Origin of the sequence: Aequorivita sediminis, from assembly GCF_032080575.2 — a bacterium.
GTDB lineage: Bacteria > Bacteroidota > Bacteroidia > Flavobacteriales > Flavobacteriaceae > Aequorivita > Aequorivita sediminis.
This window is the reverse complement of the sequence record NZ_JAVLSO020000007.1, coordinates 23,266-39,322: the sequence shown is the minus strand read 5'-3', so window position 1 is coordinate 39,322 and position 16,057 is coordinate 23,266. Positions and strand designations below refer to the sequence as shown.

Genomic DNA, 16,057 nt, shown 5'->3' with positions numbered 1-16,057 from the left:
TAGCCAACTATTTTATATAAAAAAACAGGTTCAATTAATTTTGAACCTGTTTTTGTTTTTATTGATAACTTCAGCAAATGCCGATTAAAGACATTAGTACTTATCCTTCAAATTTGTAAGCATAATCTCTGTCATTTCATCCAATGAAATTTTGCTTTCCCAACCCCAATCTTTTCTAGCTTCGCTATCGTCTATACTTTGTGGCCAACTATCGGCAATATCTTGTCTAAAATCTGGTTCGTAAGAAATTTTAAATTCTGGAATGTGCTTTTTGATACTTTCAGTAACCTCTTCAGGATCAAAACTCATCCCAGCAAGATTATACGAACTTTTAACTTTAATATCTTCCTTATCGGCTTCCATAATGTTCACAGTCGCTCGAATAGCGTCATCCATAAACATCATTGGTAACGTTGTTTCAGCATTTAAAAAGCAAACATACTGTTTGTGCTTAAGTGCCTTGTGGTAAATATCTACTGCATAATCGGTAGTACCACCACCAGGTAAGGTTTTGTAGCTAATTAAACCGGGGTAACGAATACTTCTTACATCTACCCCATAACGCTTATTGTAATATTCGCACCAGCGCTCGCCTGTTTGTTTACTAATTCCATAAACCGTACTTGGCTCCATAATAGTGTGCTGTGGGGTATCATTTTTTGGAGTTGTAGGTCCAAAAACAGCAATACTAGATGGCCAAAATACCTTTTCTACTTTTTTATCTTTAGCTAAGTTTAAAACGTGAAAAAGTGAATCCATATTTAAGTTCCACCCACGCATAGGGAATTTCTCTGCAATAGCCGAAAGCATAGCTGCCATTAAATAAACTTCAGTTATTTCGTAACGAATTACAACCTCTTGTATGGCTTCATAATTGGTAGCGTCTAATATTTCGAATGGACCACTGTTCATAAGCTCTTCATCGCCTTCACGGATATCACTTGCAATAACTTTATGTGATCCAAATTCTTGTCTTAAATACATTGTAAGCTCTGTTCCTATTTGTCCACAGGCCCCAATAATCAGAATCCTCTTTTTCATCAATTTTCTTTTTATCAAAATGAGGTGCAAATATACGGATAATCAACTCTTTCCCTTTAAAAAAATTAACGTGTCATTTCGCTAATAACCAGTATATTTGTGGTTCTTTAATTTTTTATGAAGTTTATAATTCCAATTTTAATAGCTATTAGTTTCCTTTTTTCCTGTGGAAATAATTCTGAAGTGCAAAAAGCAGAATTGCCGAACACCAATATGTCTATAATTTTTGGCGATACAACCTATACATATCCTCAACTTATAGAACCGGCAAAAGAACAAGCTGTAAAATGGGGTGTTCTGGAAGATCTTATCCAAGAAGCAAAAAGCACTAACGGAAGCAACTACCGCGACTTACGCGAACACGCAGTAAGGCTTAGAGAAATTTCAGATTCTCTATTTAAAAAAATTCCAGATACGCTAAATACAAATCCAATAAATAGCAGGTTGTTAGTTCTAAAAACTAGATCAGAATTATTATACCAAACATCACATCAAGACAATATAGACTCTTTAAATATCCAAGAATCTGTAAAAGAACTAAACATTGCAGTGGAGAATTTAATCACTCACTTAAATGAGAAGTTTTTAAAAGACAAAATAGATTATCAAAGAAAAGAAGATGAAGAGAACGAATTAAAAAAGCAAGAGCGTTTTCGAGATTCTATATTTGAACTAGAGTTACAAGATAAAAAGAACTAGAAGTGTAACAATAATTCCGAATGAGCAACTTATTGCTTAGAAAAAATAAATTAGCCCAATACTAATAATTTCAATTGAAGATGAAAACAATGGGCAGTTCTTGCTTAACATGCAAGTAAGCATCTTCCGCTAAAAACAAAAATCAATATAAATGAAAACAAAATTTTTAAAACCCGTTGTAGCTTTCGCGGTAATCGCAGCTGCTACAACCGCTTGTAAAGAAAAAACCGAAGTGGCGGTAACTGATACTGAGCCACACGGAATTATCTTAGCAAACATGGACACTACCGTGAACCCAAAAGATGATTTTTACAACTACGTGAATGGAAACTGGATGAAGAACAACGAGATTCCTGACGATGAAACTAGTTGGGCTGGATTTACGATTCTTCGTAAAAAGACAAGTAAAGACATGCTTAACATCTTGGAAAAAGCAAGAAAGAGCGGAAAATATGCTCCAGAAACCGACCAAGCAAAAGCTTTGATGATTTATGAAACAAAGCTTGATACTGTAGCAAGAGACAAAGCTGGAATCGAACCATTAAAACCGGCACTTGAAAAAATTGCGGCCATAAATACTATTGAAGACTTTCAAAAAGTAATGAGTGAAAATGCTGTTGAAGTTTCACAACCATTTTTAGGACTTGCAGCTTTTTCAAACCCAAGCAACAGTTCGATGAACTCTGCATATATCACTCCAGGTAGTTTAGGGCTTCCAGATCGTGATTTCTATACCAATACCGATCCTGCTTCTGTAAAAATTAGAGAGCAGTATATAAATCACATTACAAGAATGCTTCAGTTTTTAGGTGATTCGGAAGAGTCTGCCCGTAAACAAGCTGAAACTATTCTTGCTTTTGAAACAAAACTCGCTACGCCAAGATTGGATAAAGTTGCAAGCCGTGATTTTAGAAATTTCAACAATCCACGTAGCATAGACGAGCTTCAAAAAATGCTTCCTCAACTTCAGTGGAAAGAAGCCTTTAAAGGAATGGGTATTACCAAGGAAATGGATACTATTATCGTAATGCAACCGAAGTATATGGAAACATTGAAACAAATGTTTGCTAAACCAGACTTTGATACTTGGAAAACGGTAATGCGTTGGTCTACTTTAAACAACGCTACAGGAATGTTAACCACAGAAATTGAAAAAGCTAACTTCGATTTCTATGCTACAACTTTAAACGGAACTAAAACACAAAAGCCAGCAGATGAACGCGCACTTTCAACTGTTAATGGAAGTGTTGGAGAAGCTTTAGGAAAGCTTTACGTAGATGAAATGTTTCCACCGGAAGCTAAAGAGAAAGCTGAAAAAATGATTGCAAATGTAATTGCAGCGTATAAAGACCGTATTAATGCTTTAACTTGGATGAGCGATAGCACTAAGGTAAAAGCAAACGAAAAGCTTGACAAATTCACTGTAAAAGTTGGATATCCAGACAAATGGAAGGATTATTCAGACATGCAAGTAAAAGAAGGTAATACCTATTACGACAATATGATTGCAGTACAAACTTGGGGATTAAAAGATAACCTTTCTAAAATTGATGAGCCTGTAGATCGTACCGAATGGGGAATGAGCCCGCAAACTGTAAATGCTTATTTCAATCCATTCAACAACGAAATCGTTTTCCCAGCTGCAATCCTTCAGCCACCTTTCTACGATTACAAGGCAGATGAAGCTGTTAATTACGGTGGAATTGGTGCCGTAATTGGTCACGAAATTTCCCACGCTTTTGACGATAGCGGATCGCGATTTGATGCTAATGGAAACTTAGCAAACTGGTGGACAGAAACAGATCTTAAAAACTTTACCGAGCGCGGCGATAAACTTGCTGAGCAGTACAGTAAAATTGAAGTTCTTGACAGTGTATTCATCAATGGAAAATTTACTTTAGGCGAAAACATTGGGGATCTAGGAGGTGTGTTAGGCGCTTACGACGGATTACAGCGTTTCTTTAAAGAAAATGGACGCCCTGATAACATCGACGGATTTACTCCAGAACAACGTTTCTTTATGAGCTGGGCTACTGTTTGGCGTACCATGTCTCGTGACGAGGCGCTACGCAACCAAGTAAAAACAGATCCACACTCTCCAGGAATGGTAAGAGCTACACAACCCTTATTAAATATTGATGCTTTTTACGAAGCTTTTAATATTAAAGAAGGAGATGGAATGTACCTTGCACCAGAAGATAGAGTGCGTATTTGGTAGTTAATAAACTGTCTCATTGAGCTTACCTGCCTGTGCTGAGCGCAGTCGAAGCATTGAAATATTTTAAATTGAAAAAGGAGCTTTAATGGCTCCTTTTTTTATATGGAAGTTTTAAAAGCATAATCCAAAACTTTTTTCAAATTCTCAGAATCGACCTGTTTAAATTTTTCATCCACATTGCTTTCGGCAAATGTAGGTGGCTCCAAACTTAGCTCTTTTGCTTTCTGTATATAATATTCAGATTTTTTGGGATGGTATGGATTTACAGCATTAAATACAGTTCCAAAAGCGTCTTGTTTAATAATCTTTACTAAGATATTAATACAGTCGTCACGATGAATTAAATTAACCGGGGCATCTCCATCATTCAAATCTTTACGACCTGCCAGATATTTTGCGGGCTGTCTACTACCACCTATCAAACCACCAAAACGAACAATAGTAGTTTTTAATCCCTTAGAATTTGCAAATAATTGCTCCACCTGTCTTAATTGTTTGCCCGATATAGTTTCTGGTTGTGGCTCGTCCTTTTCAGTTACTTTTCCTTGGCTATCATCATAAACCGAAGTACTACTCACCAAGATTATTTTTTCAACCTCAGTTTGTTTTATCGCTTCTAGAAAATGCACCATTTTAAGTATATAGTCGGCGCCAGTGTTACGTCTTAATCCAGGAGGTATCATAATTATTAAATAATCGGAAGTCTTCAGTAATGCTTTAACAGACCCCTGCACACCTCTATCTGTAATTTCAACAGGATAGGCCTCTACTCCGTTCTTCTGTAACAAAGTAGCTTTTTCCATAGTTGTAACAGAGCCTTTCACCTTATAGCCTAATAAGTGTAAACGATAAGCTAAAGGCTGACCTAACCAACCAAGACCCGCTATGGCAATTGTTTTACTCATTATTTAAAATAATTTCAGGATTTATAGAAAGCGAATCTACAGTTTTCTTTTTTAATGAATCTACATTAAAAGTTCGCTTTACCACAATCGCATCAGTTATCACAAAGGGTTTAGGCATAGCATAATCAGGACGTTTGGTTATGTCGAATTCTGGGTTATCCATTAAATCGAATGAATATTCCATTACCTTAAAACCCACAGAAACATCCTTTTCAACAGAAAATTCAACTTTTAATGAATCATTTGGAGAAACATAGTAATTGATAAGGGCAGGGTTTTTGGTTCCTCTATAGCCTTTTGATAAACTAGATACAGGCATTTCTTTTCCATTAAATTTTAGTGAATTAAATGATGTACTTTCTTCACTATACAAATCTATTTTATTGACATTTCGTTTAGGGACAATTACGAGCGTAACATTTCTAAGGTTATTTATTAAAGTGTCATTTTCTAAAAAAACCTCAAAATCTGCAATATTTTTCTTTGGAGCTTCAGCTGCGTAACTGTAATTAAAACCATATTTACTATAGGGAACCTCAGCTAAATTTAAAGTATTATTACTAGGATTTTTACCAAGATATTGTTCAGTCCATTCGTCAATTTCTTTGTCGTAAGTAAGCCAGAAAGTTTTTTCATTATCTGCATCTTTATAGTAAACAAGACTGGTTGGCTTTCTCCTTTCCTCAGTAAAGTCACTTTTTGAATGCGCAACGATAAAGAAAGAAATAGCCAGTATAAAGCACAGTGCCGATACTAAGTTCTTCCATTTGTAATACGCAAAAACTGGAAGCATCAACCCGAAGAGTAATACAGTGAACACACAACTAATAACAAGCATTTTTAAGCCTAAACCAACTGGAAAAAATTGTATAAGGGGTGCGAAAATAAAGATAGCAGGCACCGCTAAAAATGCCATTGCTAAAAGATTTGGTCGTTCTTGACGAATCATTACAAAAAGCGAAAGAAGTCCGAAAAAAACAGGAATAATAAAAAATGCGGCTCCCTTTAAGATGATAAAAACAGCCAAATTAATCAAGAGCCAGAAAAATAACGGAGCCACATAAATGGAAGGTTCATTAAACTTTGTAATGAACTTTTTATAGACTGAAAATACGATTGCCAATGACAGCAATACAAAAAATGCAATATACCAATGCCCGTTATATGTAAATCCTTGTTGAATTTCGGCATATTGTGGATAGAGCGCTAGTATTAATTTCCATCCAAAAAACCCAATGAGGCCGCAACTAATTAATGATACTAAAAAGGGAACAAAACCTTTGGCAATTGCTCTTCCTGAAATTCTTCCCTTTTTAACACCATAAAAAATTAAGAATACAAATATCAAAAAAGCTAAAATGAGCATCGGTAATATCCATGAAAAGGGATAATTAATCATTTTCACCAAAGGGAAATTTAAATAAACATCATCCGTTTCAGACTTTATATTTGAAAGATCGGCATCGGCGAAATAATGGATTAACGGCAGTAAATAACTGCCTTGATGCATCAAACTATTCCAATCTAGGTGATACATATTGTCATTTGCCGTGTGATAGTTAAAGTGGCTATCTATAAAAGCGAAAAAGAAACTATCAATATCCCCATCTTCCCTAAAGATGGTGGAGTCGGTATCATTTGGCAACATTTTATAAACGCTATACATTAAGGAAGAAGCAACAGGAAACTCTGGATTCGCTTTGATAAATTCTATCACGAGTTGAGAATTTCCTCCATTTGTTTCCAAAATCATATTACTTGGACCACTCGTGCCACGCGCTTCAAAATTTAATATTAAACCTACATTTTTAGCCCAGGGATGTTCGTTTACAAACAGTTTGGCACCGTCCAATCCAATTTCTTCAGCATCTGTAAAGAGAATAATTATATCATTTTTTGGTTTTTTTCCATAAGCAAGGTAAGCGCGTACGCTCTCTAAGATAGCAACTACACCCGTACCAGCATCGCTAGCACCAAAGGAAGGTACAAGCGCGCTGTCGTAATGCGAAAGCAGCAAAAGTGCCTTTCCGTCTTCAGCACCCTTAATGCGAGCAGCAATATTAGTAGGCTTATTAAGTGTTTTTGATTGTGGATTTAAACTAAACCCTTCTTGAATATGAGGTTCCCTCCCCAACTTTCGCAATTCAGACAATAAAAACTTTCGAACGTCTGCATGACCTTGTGAACCTAAATAATGAGGGGTTTTAGCAATTTTTTCAAGAGGTATCAGCGCTCTATCTACTGAAAATTCGGTAGCCAATTTTACTTCATCCTCATCATACTTCGGCATTAATCCATAAAAACTGTAAAAAACCAATGCTATGATAAGAAGCAAGGATAGAAAAGCATTGAAGTGTTTCATAAATGTAGTTTTTGCAATTTAATCAGTGATGCCCGATATTACTTGGGAAATGAGGTGCTGAAAATTCTAATTAAATATTAAATTTACTTACCGTAGATAAATTTAATACTAACAAAAATAAGAACTTTAATGAATTAACAACTTACCTAATAACCAATAAACCACAACCCAATTAAGTAATACCGGCCACCTGCTGACTAAAAATAACTACTAAACCCCATATACCATGTAGCAGCCCTTTCGGCAGGATTGTTTATAATATCCTTTTGCCTCTCATAACGATAGTTTATTCTAAAAACTGTTTTTGGCGTTGGTCTAAAACTAATTCCTGGCGTTACAGCTAAAAGTTGATCCCCAATTTTAGTGTCTATTTCTTTAAATTTACCAACATTCCAATCTACATAATCAAGTCTCGCAGCAAGATTAAATGTGGCATCTTCCCACTCGAATATCTTATTTTTATAAACTGGTTGAACTACATCCATAAAAAACCCATGCTGTTTATTACCATATTGTGGCGTATAAGATTCTGGTGTTTCAACTTTCACAAAAGCTGCTTCTCCAACTATATACGTATTGCTAGCTTGAATTGTCGTATTCCAATCTATGGCAAAAACAGTTACCCGAGCCTTGTCTTCTACTGATAAACCATCCTCTTCAAATTTGTTGTATGCTCCCCCCATATACGAGAGACCAAGTTCTCCAATCTTTCTGTTTTTAATTGCCAATTTTCCTGAAAACATTGCTTTTCCGCTTAAATTTTCTTCGAATAAATTATCGCCATCTTTATAAGCGGGCAAATAAGTTTTATCTTCTTCATTGGAAATAATTTTACTGTTAAATCCATTAGTGAGGTAAGCTTCGTAACCAAAAATCCAATTTCCAGAATACGTTTTACCATAAACTCCAAATCCTGCGTTAGATTGGGTGGCCGCGAGCATATTTACTGCTACATCAGGGCGTTCAACAAACTCCCATTTAGGACCATCGTGATTTTCATTAAAAGCGCCTATTGGGTTCATAACAATTCCACCTCTAAAATTAAACATTGGGTGAAAGGCCACATCGAGTGCCGCAAATTCAATGGCTATTTCCTTCCCGCCGTTTTCAAATTCAATTTCAGTTAAAAATTTAATTCTTTCTGAAATTGAAGCCGCCATAAAAATTGTCAACCTTCTAGCTTGAAAAGACAGTCCGTCGGTAATTCCTTCTTCAATTCGATGCATCGTATTGGCCTCTAAATACCCACCTAAAGCTACAGGAACCTTCTCGAAGCTAAGTGACGGCCTGCTAAAAACTGCATCCATATTTAATTGACTTTCCTGTACCGATTGCTCGATACCCGATTTTTCTTTCTGAGCTAACGCAGTTTCCATATAGAAAAAAATTAGTAAGTATAGCCCTATTTTAAAATAGTTCGATGTATATATTTTCATCATCAATTGTTGTTTTAAATGTTTTTAGATTTTGTTCTGCGGGTCCTTCTAACACCTTTCCTTTTGTATCAAATTCACTACCGTGGCAAGGGCAGCTATACATACCGCCGCCTACGTTTAATTCGCATCCTCGATGTGTACATTTCATCAATGAGGCGATATAATTGCGTCCTTCTATTCTGTACAAACAAATTGGGAAATCTTGCGAAGCAGTGTTTACCATAACGAAATCTCTATAAACTTTACTTGATTTCTTGACAATTTCAAATTCAGAAAGAGGTACTACTATTTTGTTTTTAAAAGTTTTAAAAGAAGCATAGTAAATACTCTGACAAGAAGTTAAAATGGCAGAGGCAAAAGGTAAACCTACCAAAGCGACCCCACAGGTTTTTAAAAATTGTTTTCTGTTCATATTTACAGGGATTCTATAAATTTTATAAGTTGACTTTTTTCTTGTTGACTTAAGTTTTGATATTTATTTTTAGCGTTTTGAGCTTCTCCTCCGTGGAGTAAAATTGCTTCTTCAATACTTCTAGCTCTACCGTCGTGCATTAAATAATATTCACCACCTTGTGAATCTTTGGAAAGCCCAATTCCCCACAGAGGTGCAGTTCTCCATTCGGAAGAAAGCGCATATCCTTCAGTGTAACCGTCATCTAGCTCGGGACCCATATCGTGCAAAAGCATATCGGTGTAAGGGTGAAATTCCTGATAAGAAATAGCTGTAATTGGTGAATAAGAAGTTCTTAGCGTGGGTTTATGACAAGCAGTACATTGTGTGTTTTCAAATAGTGCTTTTCCAGCTACAACCTCTGGGTTATCTTGATTCCGAGGAATAGGTGCTTTAAGCGTTTTTAAGTAAAATACTACATCATTAATCGTTTTTCTATCAATTTCGGGTTGAACCTTATCTCCACTATAAGTATCAAAAGGTTCGTAATAGGAGTTTATTCCTATATCTTGATTATAAGCATCGGCAGTTTGATGAAGCAAGTCGTACATATTTGCTTTTTTTCCGAAACGTGTAATATATTTACCATTCTCAGAAATGGTTCCAGGTCGGTCCTTAACATAATCAGGTCTATCGTTCCAGTGAACTCTACCACTTATACCATCGCCATCTAAATCGTCGGGATCTGCCATCGACAATAAATCTTCATCTGAAACAGCATCGAGAAAACCAAGACCTGTAACAATAGGTGCTAGAAATTCGGCGTGTGGAGCCCCTGAAGGTAAGGTTTCAGGTTCGTAGCCAGGAATGGCCCTATTCTGTAGTTGTGGAGCTCCCATTTCTAAAAAGTTATTTATTCCAGGTAAATCCTGTCCGAACCGTGTAAATGATACAAAAGGATGCCCCTTCCCATCTCCGGCATGGCAACTTACACAGCTTGTGCCTGTAAAAATTGGTCCTAGCCCTGTTTCTTTAGTAAATATTTGATCGTTAAAAGCCTTATCGCCTTCTATAAAACGTATAGCTTCAGCTTGATTTAGATTTTCGACTGGACCATCGAGCAATTCGTATTCCTCAGGTTCTTGCGGACCTAATGCTTCACAAGAAAACAATAATGATATAAAAATTAGAGATGTAATTAAGAATATTTTAGTCTTCATTATTTTATTTTTTAGCCAAAGCTAAATAATTTTATTATACTACCAAAAATATATAATTATGTTACACTAAATATAGGTGATTCATAATAAAATTCTTTGAAAATATTTATGATGAAAAATGTTAATTATATAATTAAATGAAGCTTAGGTTGAATAGCGATCTTTAATTATTTTAAAAATTTGCTTATATTACAAAGTCGCAAAAAATTGATATTATGGGAATTAAGAATTTTATAGGAAAAAGAGCAAAGCCTCAGAGCTCTTCAGAAAAAATTAAAGTGTCCGATTATATGACACGAAATCTGATAACCTTTAAACCTGAGCAATCGATAATAGAAGTTGTTGAAGTACTTGTAAAGAAAGGAATTTCAGGAGGGCCTGTGATTAACAACAACAATGAGTTAGTAGGAATTATATCTGAAGGTGACTGTTTAAAGGAACTTAGTGATGCTAGATATCACAATCATCCTATGGAAGATGTAAAGGTAGAACTACATATGATTAAAAATGTAGAAACTATTGATGGCGAAATGAATGTACTTGATGCTGCCAATAAATTTTTAGAGTCGAAACACCGAAGATTTCCAATTTTAGAAAATGGAAAGCTAGCTGGGCAAATAAGTCAGAGTGATATTTTAAGAGCTGCATTGGAACTCAAGGGACAAACTTGGTAATATTTCAACGCAAACGAAAAAAGCCGTTCTCAATTGAGAATGGCTTTTTTTTAAAAATTAAACAATTGATTTATTGCTTAATAATTTTTTGTGTGTTCACTTGTCCATCAATAGTGGTATGAAGAATATAAGCTCCTACTTGAAGACCTGAAATATTTAATTCCGCAGAAGTATTGTTTACATCTTTAGACAATAATTTTTGCCCTAAAAGATTAAACAAGGTAACAGATTCAATATTTTGAGCAGCTTCTATGTTTAGAATATTATTCGCAGGGTTTGGATAAACGCTATATTGAGTAAGCTCATTATCATCAACACCTAATACAGGACTACAGTCACCATACCAAGTGTAAAGTCCATCAAAATTACCGTCCCAAATACCCCAAACGCCATTATTTCTTTGAGCTGCTGGGTTACCAACTGAATTACCTGAAGTCACACCCCAATAAACACTAGTGTTATTTGAACTTTTTGCTGATAATCCAATCCAATATTTTTTTGAACTATTTACATCACCAGTAAATTCAAACGCATCAACTGTCATATCTACCTTATAAACATTGTGAATAGATACATGAGAAGATCCTACTGCGTTCACATGATTAAGAGTTATTGCGTTTTCCGAACCAATTACACTACCCGGCATTCCATTATCGTCATTATAGTATGTTACATCTACCTGACTAATTGGCCACTCTGAAAACATATATGCGGTTATGTGCTCAAGTGTAAAGCTTTCATTTGCTTGTAAAGTTAAGTCATTGGCAACGTCGTATACCCCTCCTGTGGTTATGTTTAAAGCATCTTCAAATAACCAATTGTATGGTGGATTAAGTTCAGCACAACTTCCTTGAAGATTTATAGTACCATAAATCTGAACTGGTAGTCCTTGAGGTTCATTTACTCCAGCATCAACAACTGCTTGCCACGAACCAGATATATTTTGAAGTGCATTTCCCGTATTTGTTTCTCCTAACACTGAAATTGGGGGTGCCCATGGCCCAGAACCACCTGATCCCTCTAAACTGTACTCCACCCAATATGTTCCAGGTGATAATGTTAAGCCGTTGATGTTAGCAGTTATCTTTTGAATTTTTCTATCAGTATTCGATTGATCATCTTCTAAAACTCTATATACGCCAGAATCTTCGACAGTCTCTAAAACATTTGTAGATAAATCACCCCAAACTACTGAAGCTCCAGCACTTGGATCTCCATTATAAATTTGAACATACATTGCTGTAATAGAAGGAGGTAAGGTTCCTGTTTGATATGCATAAACATCAATTTTAGAAATATCAAAACCATCGTGTAAAATAAAACTTTCTGCTAAACTTTGGCTGTTGTTATAATTAACCCCAAATCCAAATAAATCCATGCCATTAGTTACATTCTCCAAAATACTTAAATCTGGAGCATCATTTATAAATGGACCACTAGTGTAGATAAGGTTTTCACCAAACTCCTCAGTGCCATCTGGTCTAGCTGCTGGCCCGTAGGAACCAAAATTTTTGACCTTGGTGTTATGGAAGTCAATAGAAATACTTGAGTTTTCAACTCCATTTGGGGACTCCCCTATTGGAGAGGTAGACGTTTCGTAATAAGCAGCAGGTAACACTCCATTTTGCTGTGATTGATTCGACTCTAATGTCGAACTTGCTGAATTACTTTGCGCGTTTATAATACCTAAGCTGGCAATAAAACACATGGTTAATGGTAAAATAATTTTTCTCATAATTGTTAATTTTGGTTTAATTAAGGCCGAAAAGTAGAGGTTAAATCGCTACAAATCAATGTTAAATGAGTAAACTGTAGTTCTCATTGAGTATTCTGCAAATTGAAACTAGCAGTTATTATGAAATATTTCTTGTTGAAAACTATAAAGTCAAAATTTCAAAATTCTTGGTAAATAAATTTACTTCTCCTAAGAGTCAGTAATTGAAAACTCGCATTATATAAGGGCTCTCTTCATTGTGACACAGAATTACAAAAACATTTATATGTTGAAATATTCGTTTACAAATGCTTGTAAACAACTATAAACGATAGTAAGTGTGTAAATACCGAATAGAATTTGTTTGTCGGTCTATGTTTGTACTGTCGAATAAAATGATGTTCGATAGTATCAATTGTTTAACTCGCCTGTAATTTACCTCAGGCAAAAAAAAATTAGAAATCATGAACGCACTTAGAAACAAAGTACAGTTGATTGGAAGATTGGGGCAAGACCCAGAAATTGTAACATTTGCCGATGGCAATAAAATGGCTAAATTTTCAATGGCCACAGATGACAGTTACAAAGACAAAGATGGCAACAAGGTGGAACGCGCTTACTGGCATAACATCGTTGTAAGAGGAGGACTTGTGAACGTAGTTGAGAACTATGTAACAAAAGGTCAAGAAATCGCTATAGAAGGTAAACTTACCAACCGATCTTGGGAAGACAAAGAAGGAAACAAACACTACATTACAGAAGTTATGTGTAATGAATTGTTGATGTTGAGTAAGTAGAATGTGTTGAAGCCGGTGCTTCGATACTATTATAATGAAAGGCGCTGTGGCGCCTTTCATTATAATCACTCAGCAACCTTCATCGATAACTTAATTTTCATATGGCGAAATCATATACATATATTTTATTGTGTAATGACAATAGTTACTATGTTGGTAGTACAAAAAATATTGACTTACGTTTTTGGCAACATTCGAATGGAATTGGAGGAGAGTATACTTCAGAAAGACTTCCAGTAAAGTTAGTATACGTGGAAGTATTTACAAGAATAGATCACGCATTTCAAAGAGAACACCAATTGAAAAAATGGACTAGAAAAAAGAAAGAAGCTCTTATAAAATCCGATGAACAAAGTTTGAAAGCCCTTTCAAAGAAAATTTTCAGAGAAAAAAACTAATTCCAAAAAAGAGGTCCCTGAGTGATCCCGATAAAATGCGTTTAAGTATTTTATCGGGATTGTATTGAAGGGCCGGCACAAACGCAAAATTATTATTAGTTTTACCATCATGCATTCCACTTCAGATTCCCAGCAGACTCATATACTATCCTTATTAAAATCTCATTTTGGATACGATGAATTTCTTCCCAATCAGGAAAAAATCATCAATAGTGTTTTAAACCAAAACGATACTATTGCTATTATGCCTACTGGGGGAGGTAAATCATTATGTTATCAACTTCCAGCTTTAGCAATTGAAGGAACTGCAATTGTAATTTCGCCTTTAATCGCATTGATGAAAGATCAAGTAGATGCATTAAAAGCGAATGGAATTTCGGCTAATGTCTTTAATAGCTCTCAGCCTCAGGAAGAGCAGCAAGAGGTTTTAAAAGATTTACAAAACGGAGTTTTAAAACTGTTATACGTAGCACCAGAAAGTCTACCCTTACTCAACTATTTGTTGAGTACTATAAAAATTAGTCTTTTTGCTGTAGACGAAGCGCATTGTATTTCAAGTTGGGGTCACGATTTTCGACCTGCGTATACCCGACTCAAAAGTTTAAAACAACAGTTTCCAGAGGTTCCTCTAATTGCGCTAACGGCAACAGCCGATAGACCTACACAAGTAGATATTGCAACACAACTCGCTATTCCTAATGCCAATAAATTTATTGCGTCTTTTGACAGACCTAATCTTTATATTGACATACGTCCAGGGCAAAATAGAAATAAGCAAATTTTTAATTTTCTTGCCAAAAGAGGTAAGCAGAGTGGTATAATTTATTGTTTAAGTAGAAAAAGCACAGAAAAACTAGCTGCAACGCTTAACGCAAAGGGTTATAAAGCTGAAGCTTACCATGCAGGGCTCACTTCGGAAGAACGCAATAAAGTTCAAGACAACTTTTTAAATGATCGATCCCCTATTATTGTTGCAACTATTGCTTTTGGAATGGGAATAGATAAAAGTAATGTACGGTGGGTTATTCATTATAATATGCCTAAAAACATTGAAGGCTATTATCAAGAGATAGGACGAAGTGGTCGGGATGGATTAGCAGCACATACCTTACTTTTTTACAGTTTTGCCGATGTTATTATGCTTCGAAAATTTGCTGAAGGCACCGAAACCAAAGCTTATCAATTAGCAAAATTAGAACGTATGCAGCAATTTGCTGAAGCTTTAAGTTGTAGAAGAAAAGCACTTCTAGGGTATTTTGGTGAGCATATCAGTGAAGATTGTGGCAATTGCGATATCTGTAAAACCCCACCAAAGTACTTTGACGGAACCTTAATTGCACAAAAAATATGCTCTGCAGTAGCACGTTTAAAAGAACAAGAAGCTATGGGGATGGTTCTAGATGTACTGCGTGGCGCACAAAATGCTCAAGTATATGATAAAGGGTATCAAAACATCAAAACCTTTGGTGTTGCAAAAGATATCGCGTGGAGAGACTTGCAGCAATACACTATCCAACTATTAAATCAAGGAATATTACAAATTCACTTTCACGAAAACGGCAGACTGCTGCTAACTCCGCTTGCTAAACAAGTTCTTTTTGAAGGGAAACAGGTACAATTAGCAAATGTTGTTAAAGAAGTAGAAAAAGTAAAAGCAGAAAAAACAACAAGAATAAGAGCCGATCTTTTTGAGAAACTGAGAACTCTTCGTTCTAAATTGGCACAAGAAGCAAAGATGCCTGCCTATATAATTTTTAGCGATGCCAGTTTAGAAGATATGGAGCATAAGAAACCGAGAAATCGAGAAGAATTTGCCGAAGTATCTGGTGTTGGAGAAGCTAAACTTGAGAAATATGCAGATGAATTTCTTAAAGTTATTAATCGGCATTTAGATAGTTTAGAAAGTAAATTACCAACTCACGAACGCAGCTATAAAATGTTTGTAGAAGAGAATCTTTCTCCTTCAGAAATCGCGAGTAGACGCGGACTTTCTGAAGATTCCGTTTATGGTCACTTTATCAAATCACACGAATCTGGTGCAGACATCGACCTTTCCCTATTCATTTCTTCAGAAGAAATCCAGAAAATTAAAAAAGCAAAAGATGAACTTGAAAATCCTGATGCTTTAAGGCCATATTTCGAATACTTTAAAGAGAAAATACCTTATTGGAAAATAAAAATGGCCTTGTACTTATAATGTTT

Annotated in this window: 13 protein-coding genes; 6 read left to right on the top strand and 7 right to left on the bottom strand. The window is 35.5% G+C overall.

The annotated features are described in order from the left end of the window. Positions 1-93: 93 nt before the first annotated feature. Complete coding sequence (locus tag RT250_RS11020) at positions 94-1,041, bottom strand: NAD-dependent epimerase/dehydratase family protein (RefSeq protein WP_313114784.1); 948 nt, start codon at positions 1,039-1,041, stop codon at positions 94-96. Between the two features lie 117 nt (positions 1,042-1,158). Between RT250_RS11020 and RT250_RS11015 the strand changes: the two genes are divergently transcribed. Both RT250_RS11015 and RT250_RS11010 read left to right on the top strand, forming a co-directional pair. Beyond that, entirely contained in the window at positions 1,159-1,740 is a 582-nt protein-coding gene (locus RT250_RS11015; RefSeq protein ID WP_313114783.1) for a hypothetical protein, read from the top strand. A gap of 151 nt (positions 1,741-1,891) precedes the next feature. Continuing rightward, positions 1,892-3,958, top strand: coding sequence for a M13 family metallopeptidase (locus RT250_RS11010; RefSeq protein ID WP_313114782.1), 2,067 nt, complete (start codon positions 1,892-1,894; stop codon positions 3,956-3,958). A gap of 98 nt (positions 3,959-4,056) precedes the next feature. Here the strand turns inward: RT250_RS11010 and RT250_RS11005 are convergent, their stop codons facing one another. The 5 genes from RT250_RS11005 to RT250_RS10985 all read right to left on the bottom strand — a co-directional run bounded on the left by RT250_RS11005 (position 4,057) and on the right by RT250_RS10985 (position 10,272). Next, entirely contained in the window at positions 4,057-4,863 is an 807-nt protein-coding gene (locus tag RT250_RS11005; protein WP_313114781.1) for an NAD(P)H-binding protein, read from the bottom strand. Next, positions 4,856-7,225, bottom strand: coding sequence for a M20/M25/M40 family metallo-hydrolase (locus RT250_RS11000; protein WP_313114780.1), 2,370 nt, complete (start codon positions 7,223-7,225; stop codon positions 4,856-4,858). Before RT250_RS11000 ends, RT250_RS11005 begins: the two co-directional genes overlap by 8 nt. Before the next feature lie 197 nt (positions 7,226-7,422). Next, positions 7,423-8,601: a hypothetical protein gene (locus RT250_RS10995; RefSeq protein WP_313114778.1), complete on the bottom strand. Its 1,179-nt coding sequence runs from the start codon at positions 8,599-8,601 to the stop codon at positions 7,423-7,425. 31 nt (positions 8,602-8,632) lie between these two features. After that, a complete protein-coding gene (locus RT250_RS10990) occupies positions 8,633-9,073 on the bottom strand; it encodes a QcrA and Rieske domain-containing protein (protein WP_313114776.1) in 441 nt (146 codons plus the stop codon). Positions 9,074-9,075: 2 nt separating this feature from the next. Next, entirely contained in the window at positions 9,076-10,272 is a 1,197-nt protein-coding gene (locus tag RT250_RS10985; RefSeq protein ID WP_313114775.1) for a di-heme oxidoredictase family protein, read from the bottom strand. Between the two features lie 215 nt (positions 10,273-10,487). On the opposite strand from RT250_RS10985, the gene RT250_RS10980 reads away from it, so the two are divergent. Then, a complete protein-coding gene (locus RT250_RS10980; protein WP_313114774.1) occupies positions 10,488-10,946 on the top strand; it encodes a CBS domain-containing protein in 459 nt (152 codons plus the stop codon). A gap of 70 nt (positions 10,947-11,016) precedes the next feature. On the opposite strand, the gene RT250_RS10975 is transcribed toward RT250_RS10980, so the two are convergent. Continuing rightward, positions 11,017-12,681, bottom strand: a complete 1,665-nt coding sequence (locus RT250_RS10975; protein ID WP_313114773.1) for a T9SS type A sorting domain-containing protein — start codon at positions 12,679-12,681, stop codon at positions 11,017-11,019. Between the two features lie 443 nt (positions 12,682-13,124). Between RT250_RS10975 and RT250_RS10970 the strand changes: the two genes are divergently transcribed. From RT250_RS10970 to recQ, 3 genes are all read left to right on the top strand, one after another. Next, positions 13,125-13,457 carry a single-stranded DNA-binding protein gene (locus RT250_RS10970; RefSeq protein WP_139854325.1) on the top strand — a complete coding sequence of 111 codons (333 nt, stop codon included), beginning with the start codon at positions 13,125-13,127 and terminating at the stop codon, positions 13,455-13,457. A gap of 101 nt (positions 13,458-13,558) precedes the next feature. Continuing rightward, positions 13,559-13,855, top strand: coding sequence for a GIY-YIG nuclease family protein (locus RT250_RS10965; RefSeq protein WP_271392288.1), 297 nt, complete (start codon positions 13,559-13,561; stop codon positions 13,853-13,855). 109 nt (positions 13,856-13,964) lie between these two features. Further along, on the top strand, positions 13,965-16,052 hold the full coding sequence (gene recQ / locus RT250_RS10960) for a DNA helicase RecQ (protein ID WP_313114771.1): 2,088 nt from the start codon (positions 13,965-13,967) through the stop codon (positions 16,050-16,052). Positions 16,053-16,057: the final 5 nt, after the last annotated feature.